The sequence below is a fragment of the Streptomyces sp. NPDC051051 genome, from assembly GCF_040682975.1.
In the GTDB taxonomy this organism is placed as follows: domain Bacteria; phylum Actinomycetota; class Actinomycetes; order Streptomycetales; family Streptomycetaceae; genus Streptomyces.
This window is the reverse complement of sequence record NZ_JBFBCB010000015.1, coordinates 65,147-80,596: the sequence shown is the minus strand read 5'-3', so window position 1 is coordinate 80,596 and position 15,450 is coordinate 65,147. Positions and strand designations below refer to the sequence as shown.

At 72.1% G+C, this 15,450-nt stretch carries 16 protein-coding genes; 8 read left to right on the top strand and 8 right to left on the bottom strand.

Translation table 11 applies throughout. The annotated features are described in order from the left end of the window. Positions 1 to 14: 14 nt before the first annotated feature. The gene (locus tag AB0N31_RS14260; RefSeq protein WP_366058650.1) at positions 15 to 2,882 is read right to left on the bottom strand and encodes a DNRLRE domain-containing protein; all 2,868 of its coding nucleotides are present in this window, start codon (positions 2,880 to 2,882) and stop codon (positions 15 to 17) included. A gap of 172 nt (positions 2,883 to 3,054) precedes the next feature. Between AB0N31_RS14260 and AB0N31_RS14255 the strand changes: the two genes are divergently transcribed. After that, complete coding sequence (locus AB0N31_RS14255) at positions 3,055 to 3,582, top strand: hypothetical protein (RefSeq protein WP_366058649.1); 528 nt, start codon at positions 3,055 to 3,057, stop codon at positions 3,580 to 3,582. 32 nt (positions 3,583 to 3,614) lie between these two features. Here AB0N31_RS14255 and AB0N31_RS14250 read toward each other — a convergent pair whose 3' ends face one another. From AB0N31_RS14250 to AB0N31_RS14240, 3 genes are read right to left on the bottom strand one after another with little or no spacing between them, the layout of a single operon-like run. Then, positions 3,615 to 3,833: a hypothetical protein gene (locus AB0N31_RS14250; RefSeq protein WP_366058648.1), complete on the bottom strand. Its 219-nt coding sequence runs from the start codon at positions 3,831 to 3,833 to the stop codon at positions 3,615 to 3,617. Positions 3,834 to 3,842: 9 nt separating this feature from the next. Continuing rightward, a complete protein-coding gene (locus AB0N31_RS14245; protein ID WP_366058647.1) occupies positions 3,843 to 4,160 on the bottom strand; it encodes a hypothetical protein in 318 nt (105 codons plus the stop codon). Then, the gene (locus AB0N31_RS14240; protein WP_366058646.1) at positions 4,157 to 4,651 is read right to left on the bottom strand and encodes a hypothetical protein; all 495 of its coding nucleotides are present in this window, start codon (positions 4,649 to 4,651) and stop codon (positions 4,157 to 4,159) included. Before AB0N31_RS14240 ends, AB0N31_RS14245 begins: the two co-directional genes overlap by 4 nt. Before the next feature lie 394 nt (positions 4,652 to 5,045). Between AB0N31_RS14240 and AB0N31_RS14235 the strand changes: the two genes are divergently transcribed. Further along, positions 5,046 to 5,486 (top strand): OsmC family protein, encoded by a 441-nt coding sequence (locus tag AB0N31_RS14235; RefSeq protein WP_366058645.1) that lies wholly within the window; start codon positions 5,046 to 5,048, stop codon positions 5,484 to 5,486. Between the two features lie 64 nt (positions 5,487 to 5,550). Here the strand turns inward: AB0N31_RS14235 and AB0N31_RS14230 are convergent, their stop codons facing one another. After that, positions 5,551 to 6,615: an ABC transporter permease gene (locus tag AB0N31_RS14230; RefSeq protein ID WP_366058694.1), complete on the bottom strand. Its 1,065-nt coding sequence runs from the start codon at positions 6,613 to 6,615 to the stop codon at positions 5,551 to 5,553. Between the two features lie 339 nt (positions 6,616 to 6,954). Here AB0N31_RS14230 and ctaD point away from each other — a divergent pair, with 339 nt between their 5' ends. Both ctaD and AB0N31_RS14220 read left to right on the top strand, forming a co-directional pair. Then, complete coding sequence (gene ctaD, locus AB0N31_RS14225) at positions 6,955 to 8,667, top strand: cytochrome c oxidase subunit I (protein ID WP_366058644.1); 1,713 nt, start codon at positions 6,955 to 6,957, stop codon at positions 8,665 to 8,667. Next, a complete protein-coding gene (locus tag AB0N31_RS14220; RefSeq protein ID WP_366058643.1) occupies positions 8,664 to 9,035 on the top strand; it encodes a hypothetical protein in 372 nt (123 codons plus the stop codon). Before ctaD ends, AB0N31_RS14220 begins: the two co-directional genes overlap by 4 nt. 109 nt (positions 9,036 to 9,144) lie before the next feature. Here AB0N31_RS14220 and AB0N31_RS14215 read toward each other — a convergent pair whose 3' ends face one another. Beyond that, entirely contained in the window at positions 9,145 to 10,098 is a 954-nt protein-coding gene (locus AB0N31_RS14215) for a Rieske (2Fe-2S) protein (protein WP_366058642.1), read from the bottom strand. Positions 10,099 to 10,611: 513 nt separating this feature from the next. Here AB0N31_RS14215 and AB0N31_RS14210 point away from each other — a divergent pair. Further along, on the top strand, positions 10,612 to 10,950 hold the full coding sequence (locus tag AB0N31_RS14210; RefSeq protein WP_366058641.1) for a MerR family transcriptional regulator: 339 nt from the start codon (positions 10,612 to 10,614) through the stop codon (positions 10,948 to 10,950). 55 nt (positions 10,951 to 11,005) lie between these two features. Here the strand turns inward: AB0N31_RS14210 and AB0N31_RS14205 are convergent, their stop codons facing one another. Next, entirely contained in the window at positions 11,006 to 12,424 is a 1,419-nt protein-coding gene (locus AB0N31_RS14205; RefSeq protein WP_366058640.1) for a DEAD/DEAH box helicase, read from the bottom strand. Between the two features lie 332 nt (positions 12,425 to 12,756). Here AB0N31_RS14205 and AB0N31_RS14200 point away from each other — a divergent pair, with 332 nt between their 5' ends. Beyond that, positions 12,757 to 13,344: a rhomboid family intramembrane serine protease gene (locus tag AB0N31_RS14200; protein ID WP_366058639.1), complete on the top strand. Its 588-nt coding sequence runs from the start codon at positions 12,757 to 12,759 to the stop codon at positions 13,342 to 13,344. A 131-nt stretch (positions 13,345 to 13,475) separates the two neighbouring features. Next, on the top strand, positions 13,476 to 13,739 hold the full coding sequence (locus AB0N31_RS14195) for a hypothetical protein (RefSeq protein ID WP_366058638.1): 264 nt from the start codon (positions 13,476 to 13,478) through the stop codon (positions 13,737 to 13,739). A gap of 225 nt (positions 13,740 to 13,964) precedes the next feature. Here the strand turns inward: AB0N31_RS14195 and AB0N31_RS14190 are convergent, their stop codons facing one another. After that, positions 13,965 to 14,432, bottom strand: coding sequence for a helix-turn-helix domain-containing protein (locus tag AB0N31_RS14190; RefSeq protein ID WP_366058637.1), 468 nt, complete (start codon positions 14,430 to 14,432; stop codon positions 13,965 to 13,967). A 93-nt stretch (positions 14,433 to 14,525) separates the two neighbouring features. Here AB0N31_RS14190 and AB0N31_RS14185 point away from each other — a divergent pair, with 93 nt between their 5' ends. Then, complete coding sequence (locus AB0N31_RS14185) at positions 14,526 to 15,023, top strand: PaaI family thioesterase (protein ID WP_366058636.1); 498 nt, start codon at positions 14,526 to 14,528, stop codon at positions 15,021 to 15,023. The last annotated feature ends 427 nt before the right edge of the window (positions 15,024 to 15,450 follow it).

Below are 15,450 nucleotides of genomic sequence, written 5' to 3'. Positions count from 1 at the left end.
TCCTCATCGGGCGGCTACTTGACGTAGAGCGTGTGGTCGGGCTCCGGCGCCTGGACCTGGGTGCACTGGTACGACGTCCAGCGGTGCTCGGCGACGAGCCGCTTGCCGACCTCCTGGCAGCCCGTGAGGTTGTGCAGGTCCTCGTACTTCGTCCAGGAGGCCGCCGAGTTGGGCTTCAGCCGGTTGGCCGTCGTGTAGGCGGCCGCGTCACCGCCTGCGGTGACGCCGTCGGTGCCGTCCCATCGGTAGTGCACGCCCAGCCACACCCGCCCGACGGCGTTCTCCGTCGCGGCGGCCGAAATGCTGGAGAACGTCCTCGTCACGCCGACGGCGTTGGGGTCCTCGGTGGTGGCCGTCCAGGAGATCTGGTCGGTCCCGAACCAGTCCCGGGTGGCCCGGGCCCAGGCACCCGCGAAGGTCGCGTGGCCCGAGATGTACGCGGGGAAGGCGGGGCTGAAGTGGGTGCCGTTGCGGTCCTGGGACAGCGGCTGCCAGTTGGCGTCGGCGGTCGTGCCCGCGTTGCCGTCGCCGTCGAGGCGGATCGCGCTCTCCGGGCGCCACAGGTCGATGTCCGTCTGGTACTTCATGTCCCAGGCGACGATGGCCGCGTCCGCCATCGAGAAGGCGGTGAGGGCGAACAGTTTGGCGTTGCCCGAAACGGTCGTCCCCTGCTGGCGGGAGAGGGTCTGGGTGTGTTCGAACAGCTGCCCCGGCGGCTTGTAGGTGCCGTCGAGGTCGTTCGCCCAGAACAGGGCGGCCCGGGTCTGGTCGGCGGTACGGCTGCCGGACTCCGCGCCGCCGAGACTCTTCACCTCGTTGACCTGGGCGGCGTACGCCTGGCTCGGCAGCAGCGTGCTCATCTGCGTGTGTCCGCCGGGCCCGGCGGGACGGAACTGGGTGCTGGAGGTCATGCCGAACGGCTTGACCTTGCCCCACTCCGGGGTGGCTCCGTCACCGGTGCCGGTCGGCCGCCAGTAACCGGGCTGCGTGCTGCCGGTGTAGGGAGCGGCAGGCGCCGAGCCGTCGTTCTGCCGGGCCGAGATCATGGCCGCGGCGGCCTTCTGGCCGATCTCGGTGCCGGCCGCGCGCTGCGCCGCGGTGACCGCGGCGGGGATGGTCGAACGGGCGGCGGCTATCTCGTCGTCGAAGTTGTAGCCCGGATAGACCGACCTGAGGACGTCGAAGGCGGCGTGGTCGATGGCGCTGTTCACATCCGGCAGGGCGCCGTTGGAGGCCGTGGCCTTCACCAGGTAGGCGGCGCCGAGACACCTGGTCGCGCCTTCGGCGCAGCGCGCGGAGTTGGCGGCGTCGTAGATCGCGCCGTGCATCATCGCCCCGGCCCGGGCGAGCGGGCCGGGAGCCCCGCCGACCTGCCGGAAGGTCGCCTGGAGCACGTCGTTCCAGTAGACGACGTGGTCCTTCACCGGGTCCGCCGGGGTCTCGTACGTGACGAGGATCGACGGAGCCGCCTGCGGCGAATCCGCGGAGGCGAAGATCTTGAATGCCTTGTAGTCCGTCTCGTCGGTCGCCCGCAGGCCGACGGTGTCCACCGCGCGGTCCACCTGGGACCACTGCTTCACGAGCGGAGTGATGTCCTCCGTGATCCACCGGGGGCCGCAGTCGGTGAAACCGTGCGTCTGGGTGGACGCGGTCACCTTGGAGCGCCAGGCGGGCTGGTCGCTCCAGCGGGTGGCGGCGGACGCGGTCCCGGTGTCCCAGATCTCCCACGACCGCGGCTCACAGGAGTCCGACCAGGTGGCGTACAGGTTCAGTTCGGCGTTGAGGACGTCCTGCCCGGTCACCGCGGAACTGCGCGGGAAGTTGATGAACGAGCGGGCCTCCGTCTTCTGCCACTCGCGGCCGACGTTGAGGCCGACACCGGCGGAGAGGTCCGCGGTCTCGCCGTTGCGGACGGTGGTGTCGAAGTTGGTGCCGAAGTACACGGCGGGGTCGATCGTGACCGGGTACTTCGTGGCCTTGTCGGCCAGGAAGGCCTTGTCGGCGCGGACCGTGAGGTCGAAGCCGTCCGACTGCCGGACCACGTCCAGGTCCACGCGGGCCTTGCGCGCGCCGACGGCGCCGTCGCTCCCCGCGGAGGCGTCCCACATGAACGGCGTCGGCGCGTGGCCGACCTTCTCGCCGGTGCGGGCGTCGGTCAGCACCAGCGTCTCGTCGGCTTTCCGGCTCGCCTCGAGTCCCTCGGTGCGTACGGGGAGGGTGAAGGTCGCGGCACGCTCCGCGGCCTGACGGTCCGCCACCACGAGGTACTGCTCGAAACCGGTCCTGGTCGCCTCGACGACGAGGTCCGTCCCCGGTGCGACGTCCTCGTAGGTGGCCTTCGGGCCGTCCAACCGGGGCGCGGGCAGCGCGCCCCGCCAGCCGAGGGCGATCTCCCGGTCGCCGCTGCCCAGGGTGACCAGGTCGCCCCCGGAAGCCCCGGTGCGCCCGGCGAGGCGCAGGCCGCGCGGGTGCGCCTTGGCCCGTACGGAGCCGTCCGGGTTCTTGACGAGGTCGACATCGACGTCGACCCAGCGGCCGTGGTCCCGGTACCGCACCGGTCCGGCGAAGGACTCCTGGGACATGGTGCCGTCGGGGTTCGCCCACAGCGTGGTGCTCTCGGTGCGGGCGCCGATCACTTCGATGCGCCGCCCCTGCGCCTGGGCGGTGAGCCGGGCGTTCGCCTCTTCCCGTGCGGTGGCGGATGCGGCGGGAGCGGTGGCTCCGGTCCGGGGGGCGGCCACCGGCTCGGCGGCGTCGGCGACGGGGGAGAGGCTCAGCGCGACGCCGACTTCCGCGAGGAGGGCCAGTGCCAGAGGGAGCGCGAGGCCGAGTGTCCGGCCCCGTCGAGCCGGTCGGCGGGACCGGCTGGTGGATCTGTGCACGCCGTACTCCTTCGATCAAAAGGGGAACAGACGTGCGGCATGCTGCCAATGATCCAGTTGTAATGTCCACGTTTTACTGGGCAGTTGACGCGTGATCATGCCAACGCCGGAATACGGAACTCCGTAGCCCCACGTATTCGTCTCGTCGCCACACGTGATGCAGGGCGGGGTCGTGACGGCGGCCCCGGCCGCCCGCCCGGCCGGCCGCCCCGAGTGGCCGGGCCGTGGCATCGCCCAGATCATCGGTAGGGGGCCACGGGCCCCACCTCACGGGAAGGGTGCGGAAGGCGCCGCGTCCGCGAAGGCCTCGGTCTCCGCCGCCGCGTCCTCCGCCTCGGCCCGTGCCTCGGCGTTCGAGGCGTCGGTCTCCGCGGAGGCGGCCCGCGCCGCCGCCGAGAAGGAACTGAAGGACGTCGACGGCCGGGGCGACGCCACCGCCGACGTCTCCCTCACCGGCAAGCCGCGGGCGCAGACCGGCGGGCTGCTCGCCGTCGTCGTGAACATCACCAACCGGTCCGGCGACACCGCTTCGTACGCCGTCCAGGTCGATTTCCGCGATCCCGACGGGAAGGCCGTCGAAACCCGTTACGTCGGCGCCGAAGATCTCGCGCCGGGCGGGCGGGCACAGCCCCTCGCCGTCAGCCGCAAGCCCCCCGAGCCGCAACTGACGGCGGAGATCGCCAAGGCCCAGCGGTACTGAGTGCCCGGGACACGCCGCGGGGAGGCGCCCCGTCAGCAGAGGGGGACGTCCGGCAGCCGGTCGTCGGGGGAGCGGACGTGGATGTTGGTGATGCAGCCGCCGTACAGCGGCAGATGGGCCCACCAGTCGTTGACGTACGGCGGCACCTCGACCCGCCGGCCCTGTTTCTGGCAGCGGATCAGCACCTCGACGCCCGCGGGGAGTTCGGTGAGCTCGGTCGAGGAGGTCGTCGCGGCGGCCCGGACCCGCACGTCCGATCCTCAGGTGCCGAACCAGGTGCCGGCCGGACGCACTCCGCCGGGCACGTTCAGGGAGCGGACCAGCCGGTTCAGGGCGGTGCAGGCGGCGCCGAACGAGGTGCTCGTCGGCTGGAGGGTGAAGACGGCGACGATCGAGCGGTCCGCGGTTCCGGCCGTTCCGGTCGTGTGCAGTGCCCGTTGCGTCAGGTCCACGACATCCGCCGCCGCCGCCGGGGCGCCGGCGGCGGTCGAGGCGGCCGTACCGGATCGGGTGCCCGCGGCGGCGGCCGTGTCGGTGCAGTCCCCGGAGCCGCCGAAGCCGGACCAGCCCTGTTTCACCGCCCAGGGCCGCTCGAACGACGCCGGGATGCCGAACCGCTGGTCGAAGCCGTCCGTGCCGCACCGCGCGGACTGACGCAGGTTCCCCAGGACGATCGTGCGGACCGGCTCCGGCGCGCTGTCCAGGAGGTAGCGGTAGATCCGTACGGTGTCGGCCGCCGACAGCGCCGTGTATCCCCAGAACCCCGGATGGCCCGCCGGGGGCCCACGGTGTCGGCCAGGCCGAGCCGGGACACCATCCGGTCGACGATCGCGCTGCCGCCGTTGCGGGACCAGTAGTACGTGGCGCTCGTGTCGTCGCTGGCGCGCAGCATCGAGTCGAGCCGGGCGCGGTCGTCCGCCGGCAGGCCGTGGTCGGGGCCCCGGTCCCACAGGTGGTCGAGAGCGATGAGCAGCTTCACGACCGAGGCGGACCGGAACCGCAGGTGCGGATGGTGCTGCTCGGTGAAGGTACGGGTCTGCCGGTCGAAGACCGCGACACCCGCGGTCACCCCCGGCGGGATGTCGAGCACCGTTGCCGCGGGCGGCCCGCCGCGTGGCACGGCGCCCGGCCCGCGGCCCGTGCCGGGGCCACCGCCGTCCCGGCCACCACCACCGCCGGCAGGCACCACCGCCGGCAGGCACCACCGCCGGACGACCGTGAAACGCTCTCGCGCCGACGTGTACATCCGGGATCTCCCGATCCTCGTGCGCCGATGTCACCGGGCCCCGCCACCTTCGCCGGACCGCCGCTCAGGAGCAGTGAAAGGGCTCACGGCCGCCAGGGGAACCTCAGACCTGCGAGGGTGCCGCCGCCGAGGCCCGCCACGAGGAAGCGGGCCCGGGCACCCTCGGCCGCGAACCCCGGCGATCGCCCTCGGCCCGCGCTCCCACTACTGTCGTCGCATGACCGAGAACACCCTGCGTTCCGTCACCGTCGAACGGACCGGCACCGGACACTTCACCGCCACCAACCCGCGCGGCGGCACGATCAGTTTCGGCACCGGTTCCGCGGACGGCGGCGAAACCGACTTCACGCCGGTCGAGCTGCTGCTCGCCGCGCTCGGGGGCTGCACGGCCGTCGACGTCGACGTGGCCACCGCCCGCCACAGCGAGCCGACCCGGTTCACGGTCACCGTGACCGGCGACAAGGTCGGCGACGAACTCGGCAACCGGCTGACCGACCTCTCCGTCAGCTTCTCCGTCGCCTTCCCCGACGACGAAGCCGGCGGCCGTGCCCGCGCGATCCTCCCCCGAGCGGTCAAGGTCTCCCACGACAAGCTCTGCACGGTCAGCCGGACCGTGGAGGCCGGAACACCCGTCACGGTCACGGTCGAGGACGCCTGACGGGACGGGTTCTCTCTCCCCCCGGGGGGTGGACGTCGTCGGCCCGCCGGTGCCGTCGCGGAGGTCACGCGGCCCCGGCGTCGGCACCGCCCTCCGGCCGGGTCTCGCGCCCTCCCGGGTGCCGGTGGCGCCAGGTCCAGAAGACCCCGCAGGACACCACGGCCCATCCTGCCAGCACCAGGAAGGGGAAAGCGTGCTGGTGTCCCGCGAAGTACACCGCCGTGTGCTGGGCGTTGACGGACGCGCCGGGCGGGAGCCACCGGCCGATCAGGCCCAGCGGGGAGGGCAGCAGCGGCCACGACACCGCGCCGCCCGATGACGGATTGCCCAGCAGGACCATCAGCCCCCAGGTCGGCAGCATCGCCCAGCGGCCCACCAGCGTGTTGAACATCGTGAAGACCATGCCGCTCGTGAACAGCGTGAGCGCCAGGATCAGCCACGACTCGACGAACGGCAGATCGAGCGCGCCCAGCAGCCAGTCCACCGTCACGGCGATCGCGAACCCGCCCAGCAGCGCGTACAGAGCGGTGCAGACGATGCGCTCGATCGGCGTGAGGGCCCGTGCGTGCACGCTGAGCTGGATCGCGCCGACGAATCCGATGATCACTGCTGCGAGGGAGACGTAGAAGATCGCCAGCCCCCGCGGGTCTCCCTCCTGGAGGGGGTTGACGTCCCGGACGGTGACGGCGACGCCCGTTCGCCGGCCCACCGCGGGCGCCGCCTCGGCCAGCACCTCCGCGACCGACGCGCCGGACGCCGCGGAGAGATCCAGCACGACGGCCCGTTCCCCCCTGCGCACGTCGACGATCGCGAAGACCCGCTGTTCCTCGACCGCCGTCCGGGCTTCGGCCGCCGTGTCGTAGGGCTTGATCTTCACCGCCGTGTTGAGGGCCTTCTCCATGCCGTCGAGGAAGCGCCGTCCCTCGGGCTGTCCGGGGGAGCCGACCAGCGCGGTGGGGATCGAGCGCGGGGTCGGGTCGGCCATGGAGTAGGTGTAGGAACCGGCGAACAGGGCCGCGGCCGCCGTCAGGATCAGCACGAGCACGGCCGCGGGCAGGAACGGGGACTCCTTGAACCTGGCCCACCCCCGCGGCGACGCAGACGGCTCACCGCGGTCATCTTCTGGCATTTCGGGCATGCGGGTCACGTTAGCCGTCCCTCGCCCGGGAACCGGTCGATCCGCGGGACCCGGGGCGCTCCCGGCGCCGGCCCCGCCTGCCGGCGGAACGCGGTCGGCTGTCCCTGTCGGCATCAGGCGCGGGCCGCGACGTCCACCGGCGTGGTGCGGGTGTTTCGTCCGCCATTCGAATGAAAAGAGAACGCTGCCGGGCGCAGCGCTTGCACGGCAGCCGTGGTCTCCGATGGGCTGGTCGCACACTGCCGCACCCGAGCGCCCGGCTCGGCGAGAAGGCAGGACTCCCGGTGCCCCTTCGTCCACCGGGACCCCCACTGCCGACCGAGGGAACTGATGGCGACCCAGACCGAACCTGTTGCTCCCGTGCCGGCGGTGGCGCGCCGCAGCCGGGGCCGAGTGATCGTCAGCTGGCTGACCACGACCGATCACAAGAAGATCGGCCACCTCTACCTGATCACGTCGTTCGCTTTCTTCCTGATCGGCGGAGCACTGGCCCTGGCGATCAGGGCGGAACTGGCCAGGCCGGGGCTGCAGATGCTGTCGAGCGAGCAGTACAACCAGGCCTTCACCATGCACGGCACGGTCATGCTGCTGCTGTTCGCCACCCCGACGTTCGCCGGGTTCGCGAACGCCGTCATGCCGTTGCAGATCGGTGCCCCGGACGTCGCCTTCCCGCGGCTGAACATGCTCTCGTACTGGCTGTTCCTCTTCGGCGGCCTGATCGCGATGAGCAGCCTGATGGTTCCCGAGGGCGCCGCCGACTTCGGCTGGACCGCCTACACACCCCTCAGCGGTGGCGAGCGCACCCCTCAGGTGGGCGGTGACCTGTGGATCATGGGGCTCACCCTGGGCGGCTTCGGGACGATCCTCGGCGCGGTCAACTTCGTGACCACGATCCTCTGCATGCGCGCACCGGGCATGACCATGTTCCGCATGCCGGTCTTCACCTGGAACGTGCTGCTCACCTCCGTACTGGTACTGCTCGCCTTCCCCGTCCTGGCCGCGGCCCTGCTCGCCCTGGAGGCGGACCGCAAGTTCGGCGCGCACATCTTCGACCCGGAGAACGGCGGGGCGCTCCTGTGGCAGCACCTGTTCTGGTTCTTCGGCCACCCCGAGGTGTACATCCTGGCCCTGCCGTTCTTCGGGGTGGTCACCGAGATCCTCCCGGTGTTCTCCCGCAAGCCGATCTTCGGCTACATGGGGCTGGTCGGCGCCACCATCGCCATCACGGGCCTGTCCGTGACCGTGTGGGCGCACCACATGTTCGCCACCCAGGCCGTCCTGCTGCCGTTCTTCTCCTTCATGAGCTTCCTGATCGCGGTGCCGACCGGGGTGAAGTTCTTCAACTGGATCGGCACCATGTGGAAGGGCTCGATCTCCTTCGAACCGCCGATGCTGTGGGCGGCCGGCTTCCTGGTCACCTTCCTCTTCGGCGGCCTGACCGGCGTCCTGCTCGCCTCCCCGCCGATGGACTTCCACGTCACCGACAGCTACTTCGTGGTCGCCCACTTCCACTACGTCCTGTTCGGCACGATCGTCTTCGCGATGTTCGGCGGCTTCAGCTTCTGGTGGCCGAAGATGACCGGCAAGATGCTGAACCCCCGGCTGGAGAAGGTCCACTTCTGGACCCTGTTCGTCGGCTTCCACATGACGTTCCTGGTCCAGCACTGGCTCGGCGCCGAGGGCATGCCCCGCCGCTACGCCGACTACCTCGCCGCGGACGGTTTCACCGCCCTCAACACCCTCTCCTCCATCGGCGCGTTCCTGCTCGGCCTGTCCACGCTCCCGTTTCTCTACAACGTCTGGAGGACCTCGCAGAAGGGGGAGCTGGTCGAGGTCGACGACCCCTGGGGCTACGGCCGCTCGCTGGAGTGGGCCACCTCCTGCCCGCCGCCGCGCCACAACTTCGTCACGCTGCCGCGCATCCGCTCCGAATCCCCCGCCTTCGACCTGCACCACCCCGAACTCGCGCAGATGGAGCAGGAGGTCAATGCCGGTCAGCGAGACGCCGTCGACGCCGAGGGCCACAAGGGCGAACCGCGGTGACGGCCGGCGGGCACCCCGCTCCCGACGGGCGGGACGGCGCCCTGGCGAACGAAGCCGAGGGCTACCTCCTCGCCCGTGCCCACCACGACCAGGCGCACCGCGACGCCGAGGACCTCTGCGCCCGGCTGCCCTGGCTGACCACGGGCCAGGCCGACGACCTGACCCGCCACTACGTCCGGCAGCGCACCGACCTCACCCGCCGGATGCTGCGGGACACGGTCCGCCGGGCCGCCGAGCTCCGACGCGAGTACGAGAGCCGCTACGCCGCCCTCCGCCGCGACCTGCTCAAGTGCCACGCCGTGTTCGCGTCGGCCGTCCTCGCCTGCGCCGCCGCGGTGAGTACGGCGGTCGTTCTGCTCGCCCGCTAGGTGTATTGACCCGCAGGGTTGTTCACGCGGTTGATGCGGGTGTGCTGCGCGGAGGGACGGAACCCGGCAGTGGCCGACAGGGCTGCCGGGGCGCCGCGTGCGGGGGACGTCAGTCGTGGTGGCGGCGGAGAACGGCGGTCGCGCCGGCGCCGCTCGCGTGCCGGCGCCTCGGCCGGTCGTGCCGGGGCAGGCGGATCTCGACATCGCCGTCCAGGATCCGGGTCTCGAAGGCGGGCTGGGGCGCGGTGGCCGGGCCGTGTACGTTCCATCCGTCGGAGAGCCGGAAGACGCTGCCGTGCCACGGGCACCGCACGCACCCGTCGGACACGGTGCCCTCGGACAGCGGACCCGCGAGATGGCTGCACCGTTCGGCCAGCGCGTGGACGGCCCCGCCGGACCGGCGGACCACCAGGACCGGCACGTCGTCCACGACACGCCGTACGGGCTGCTCGACCGGGAACTCGTCCACGGTGCCGATCCGGTGCCAGCCCTCGCGCACGACGTGCTGGACCTCTTCCGCGTGGTTGGCGCCGGACGCCTGCCGGTAGGCCATGTGTCCGCCCAGCATGCCTCCGAGCCCGACCGCCGTCAGGCCGAGGAAGCCGTAGGTGCGGCCGACGGCCGGACGGCCCCGGAGGCGACAGGTGAGGGAGGTCGCGTAGAGACCGACGGCGGTGAGATTCGCCACCGCGTGCACAAGTCCCACACGGGTCTGCTCCCGGTGCAGTTCCGCCCAGTCCACCGCACCCGCCAGCGCCGCGGGCGCGGCGGTGGCCAGGCCGACGCCCACGAGCAGGCCCGCCTCGCGGGAGCGGCCGGGAAGGGTGTCGAGGACGGCCGCGGACAGCCAGCTCCCGATCGGCACCTGCACCATCAGCGGGTGGACCGGATGCCCCAGCCAACGGCCGTGCAGCACGTCCCGTCCGCGTCCGAGCGGCAGGGCGCGCACTCGGTTGCCGAGGGCGTCGATCAGGGGATCGGCTCGCGGGCTGCGCTCCAGACGGTCCAGGAGCCACAGCAGTCTGCTCTGCTTCGGACGGCGGCTTTGTGGCGTTGTGTTCATGCGCAGCCGGGTCCCCGGAGCGCGGGCGTCGCAAACGGCGGACGGAAAGCGGTCCCGACCAGCTGGGGACACCTTGTCCGCAGCCGTCGAAAGAGCCACTGCCGCGACAGAAGAAGATCTCTTCGGGCGGAAGAAAACCTGTCATGACGGCAGTAGACATCCCCCGATGCGGGAGCTAGCGTTGGGTCCGTAGTCAGGAAGTCGAACCAGCGGCAGGACGAGCTGCCGTGCAGTAACCGCACATGTCGACATCGCGCAACCGAATGAGGTGAGGAGCAGACGCCATCAGGATCGCCCGGGTGAGGACGGAGTACCGCCCGGGTACCGCAGACCCCAGATCGGAAGGTGGTCCACGGTCACGCATTCGCGATCCCCGCAGACCCGCCTACGCGGCGGGCAGGCGGAACAAGGAAGCCGGTGCAGGTCAGCCGGTAGATGGTGTTGAAACCTCGGGGCCCTGGACGCAGACAAGCGTCCAGGGCCCCCCGACGCGTCCTTGGAAAGAAGAGGTCTATGCCCCCTGCTGATCCCCGCACCCTCGACCCGCTCGACGACGACGACTACCCCGCCTACACCATCGGCCGGGCCGCCGACATGCTCGGCACCACCCCCGCCTTCCTCCGCACCCTGGGCGACAACCGCCTGATAGCACCCCTGCGCTCCGGCGGCGGGCACCGTCGCTACTCCCGGTACCAGCTGCGCATCGCGGCCCGCGCGCGGGAACTCGTCGACGCCGGCACCCCCATCGAGGCCGCCTGCCGGATCATCATCCTCGAGGACCAGCTCGAAGAAGCCAGGCGCATCAACGAGGAACTGCGCGAACAGGCCGACCGGCGCAGGACCTCGGCCTGACCCACGGCAACGGCCCCCGGCCCGCGGCACGGACGACGGGCCGGTCCGCCCCTCGTCAGCGACCCTTGCGCACCCGGGCCGCCGCACGGGCCTCCGCCGTCCTGCGGGCCTCGGCGGTCCTGCGGGACTCCTTGGCGGCGCCGGCCGGACGGGTGCCCAGCCCGCGGAAGGGAGCGTTGCCGCCGCTGCCCTTCGTCCCGGCGGGCGGGCGCTTCGCCCCGGTGATCGCGGTCAGCGCCGCCTCACCGGAGCGGACCTGCGTGACCGTCGGCCTGATCCCGGCTTCGGACATCATCCGGTTCACCTCACGCCGCTCGTTGGGCGTGACCAGCGTGACCACCCTGCCGGACTCCCCGGCCCGCGCCGTACGCCCGCCCCGGTGCAGGTAGTCCTTGGCGTCGGCCGGCGGGTCCACGTTGACGACGAGGTCGAGGGCGTCGATGTGGATGCCGCGCGCGGCGACATTGGTGGCCACCAGCACGGTGACCTCGCCCTTCTTGAACTGGGCCAGCGTGTGGGTGCGTTGGGGCTGCGACTTCCCGCTGTGCAGGGCGGACGCCCGCACCCCGCTGGCCCGCAGGTGCCGGGTGAACTGGTCCACGGCGGCCTTGGTGTCCAGGAACATCAGCACCCGGCCGTCCCGCGCGGCGATCTCGGTCGCGGTCGCGTACTTGTCGGCGCCGTGGATGTTCAGGACATGGTGCTCCATCGTGGCGACGGAACCGGCCGAACGGTCGACCGACACGAGGACCGGCTCGTGCAGATGGTCCCGCACCAACTGGTCGACGTTGCGGTCGAGCGTGGCCGAGAACAGCAGCCGCTGCCCGTCGGCGGGAATCTGCTCGAGGATGTCCGAGACCTGGGGCAGGAAACCCAGGTCGCACATCTGGTCCGCCTCGTCCAGCACCGTGACCCGCACGTGGTTCAGGAAGCAGTCCCGGCGCGACAGCAGATCGGTCAGCCGCCCCGGCGTCGCGATGACGACATCGGCGCCGGCCCGCAGCAGCGCCGTCTGCCGGTTGATCGACAGGCCTCCGACCACCGTCGCCAGCCGCACGTCCAGCACCCGTGCGTACGGCTCTAGCGCCTCGCCCACCTGCTGGGCGAGTTCCCGGGTCGGCACCAGGACCAGCCCCCGGGGCCGCTTCGGCTCCGCCCGCCGGCCCGCCGTGCGGACGAGGAGGGCGAGGCCGAAGGCCAGCGTCTTGCCGGAGCCGGTCCGTGCCCGGCCGAGGACGTCGCGGCCGGCCAGCGCGTCGGGCAGGGTCGCCGCCTGGATCGGGAAGGGCTCCGTCACGCCGAGGCCGGTCATCGCCGTCAGCAGTTCCGGCGGGAGGCCGAGCGCGCCGAAGGACGCGGCCGGCGGCAGACCGGGGGAGAGGGTCGGGGACGTCGGGAGTTCACCCTGCGGCGCTGTCGCCGGCCGGTGCTTGCCGGTGTGCGGGAGTCCAGGGGCCGGCGGCTTCGCGTTCATGGGGAACCTTCCTCGGTGTGACGCCCGCAACACGCCGGGGTCCGTACCCGTTGGTACGGACCCCGGCGGCATCGAAAGCGTTCGCCCATTTTACCAGCGGCCGCCCGCACGCCCACGGATCGGCCGGCCGGTACCGGACACCGGGACTCCGCGGACAGCCACGGCCCCCGCGCCGCGTACGCGACCAGCCCTCCTCCCCGCGGTGATCGCTGATCAGGAGGCGACCGGGTCGGGCACAATTGACGGACGAGAAGGCATCGGAGGGGGCTGCTGTGGTGTACGGATCGGACTTCGGTGCCGGATCGCGCAACGGACCGGCCGGAGCGTACGGCGTGACGCGCCCCGCACCGCCGTCGCGGCGGGCGCGCGCCCGGGACGCGGCGGTGCTGGTCGCGGGGTGGGTCGCCCTGCTGTGGGTGCTGGAGATCATCGACGTGGTCAGCGGCCACGCCCTCGACTCCTACGGCATCTCGCCGCGGGAGTTCGGCGAGTTGCGCGACGTCGTGCCCGCCGCCTTCCTGCACTTCGGCTTCGGCCATCTCGCCGCCAACAGTCTGCCGCTGCTGGTGATGGGCTTCCTCGCCGCCCTGTCCGGCATCCGCCGCTTCCTCGCCGTCACCGCGCTGATCACCCTGGTGAGCGGCCTGGGCGTCTGGCTCACGGCACCGGCGTACTCCACGACCGCGGGCGCCTCCGGCGTCGTCTTCGGCCTCTTCGGCTATCTGGTCGTCCGCGGCTTCGTCGACCGCCGCATCGGGGACGTGCTGGTGGGCCTCCTCGTCGGCGCCGTCTACGGTTCGATCCTCTGGGGCGTGCTGCCGACGGCGACCGCGGTCAGCTGGCAGGGGCATCTCTTCGGCCTGATCGGGGGCGTCGTCGCGGCGGTGGTGTTCCGGCGGACTCCCGGCCGCCAGGGATGAGCCGCCGCCCGGGCTCGCTCTGAGGCCGGGCGCGGGTCGCCCGCCGGGATTCCGGGCGGTGCCGGGGCGGTAGGAGCGGCGTTTCGGGGTACTGGGCCGCCATGACACCGGAGAACGATCACGCTGAATCCGTGCGTGCCGCTCGGCAGTTGCGGCGCATCCGCCCCGTCTACGCGGGGGGAGCCGTCCTGTGGGCCGCCTCGGCCGCCTGGGCGGGATGGGAGGACCCGGGGAGCCGGCAGATGTGGGTGTCGGTGTTCTTCCTGGTCGTCTTCGCCGGTCTGTTGTCCATGACGTCCCTGTGGCTGGTGCACCGGCGGCCGGCCGATGCCGGCGGGGTGGTGCACCATGCCGCACCGCGGAGGATGGCCGCACGCCGGCAAGCGAGCGCCTGAGCGGGGCGGTTCGAGTTTCGCGCGGCGGGCCGACCGTCCCGTTCGCCTGCTCGGGGCGGCGGGTTCCGCCGCCGCGCCGTCGAACGCCCGCCACGGCTGCCGGCCCCGCCGGCTCCCGCCGCGAGGGGAGTCGGCGGGACCGGCCGGTTCGGGCCGCCCCGCCGATCCCGCCCCTGCGGCGGCGGGGCGTTCCCCGTCGGGGCGCGGAAGGCGGGCGGTCCCTCGTCAGGAGCGGGGACGGGCCCCCGGCCCCGGTCGGGCGGTGACCTCACCGGGGGTGAGGGTCGCGTGGTCCGCGGAGCACTCGACGACGACGCGGACCGGAGCGTCGCAGCCGGTGTGGCGGACGTCCAGCACGGGTCCCTCGGTGCCCAGGGCGTAGGTCTCGCCCCACTGACCGAGTGCCATGAGGACGGGCCACAGGTCCCAGCCCTTGCGGGTCAGGCGGTACTCGTTGCGGGAGCGGTTGCCCGGCTCCCGGTAGGGCACGGTCTTCAGGACGCCGGCCGAGATCAGCTTCCGGAGGCGGTCGCTGAGAACGGCCTCCGACAGGCCGATGTGACGGTGGAAGTCGTCGAAGCGGCGGACCCCGTTGACGGCGTCCCGCAGGATCAGCAACGTCCATTTCTCCCCCACCACGTCGAGCGTGCGCTGGACGGGGCAGTTCTCCGTGCTCGCCTCAAGCCACTCCATTCCGCCATGGTAGAGGGCTGACTTCGTCATTGACAGCCAGGTGGACCGACGGCTAGCTTCATTTGCAAAAGTCAGATGGGAAGGCCTCGGCTCGTGGGACGAACGCGTACGTATCAGTGGGACGACCCCGCGATCCTGGCGGAAGCCGCCGGGCGCATGTCCGGCATCGACTTCCTGCGCGAACTGCTGGCGGGGCGGCTCCCGGGGCCGCCCGTCAGCCGCACCGTGGACTTCACCCTGGACGAGGTGGAGCCCGGCAGGGCGGTCTTCTCGCTGACCCCGGGGGAGGAGCACTACAACCCGATCGGCAGCATGCACGGCGGCGTCTTCGCCACCCTGCTCGACTCGGCGGCCGGCTGCGCCGTGCAGTCCACCCTTCCGCAGGGCATGGCCTACACCTCGCTCGACCTCACCGTGAAGTTCCTGAGGCGGATCACCGTGGACACCGGAACGGTGCGTGCCATCGGCACGGTTGTCAGCCAGGGCCGCCAAACCGCCCTGGCGCAAGCGCAGTTGGTCGACGGAACGGGACGTCTGCTCGCCCACGCCACCAGCAGCTGCATGCTCTTCCCGGTGCCTCCGGCGTCGTAGGCGACCGCGGTCCCGGGTTCTCCGCGGAGCTCCGGGCGGTGGTCCCGGCGCCCGGCCCCCGGCCGCGCCGAACCGGTCACCCGCGCCTCGTATCCTTCTTGCCGGCCGCCCACCGGGGCGCGCGAGGGGGAGGGGCACGCCCATGGGGGACGGGATCGAGCTGTGGTTGCGCCGGGCCGGCAGGTCTCTGCCGATGGGTGTGGCCATGATGGGCTTCGCCGTGGCACGGGAGCGCTGGTGGCTCCCGCTGCGCGTGCTCGTGTTCCTCGGGGGTGTGGCCGCGGTGGTGGACTGCGGCGTCGAGACCTGGAAGCTGATCCGCTCCAAGGAGTCGACACGCGAGGCGTTGGACCGGCTGGAGGCGGCCGAGCGGGCGGAGCGCGGGTGGACCCGGGCCGTGTTCGAGGGCCGGTGGCCCGACGGGGCG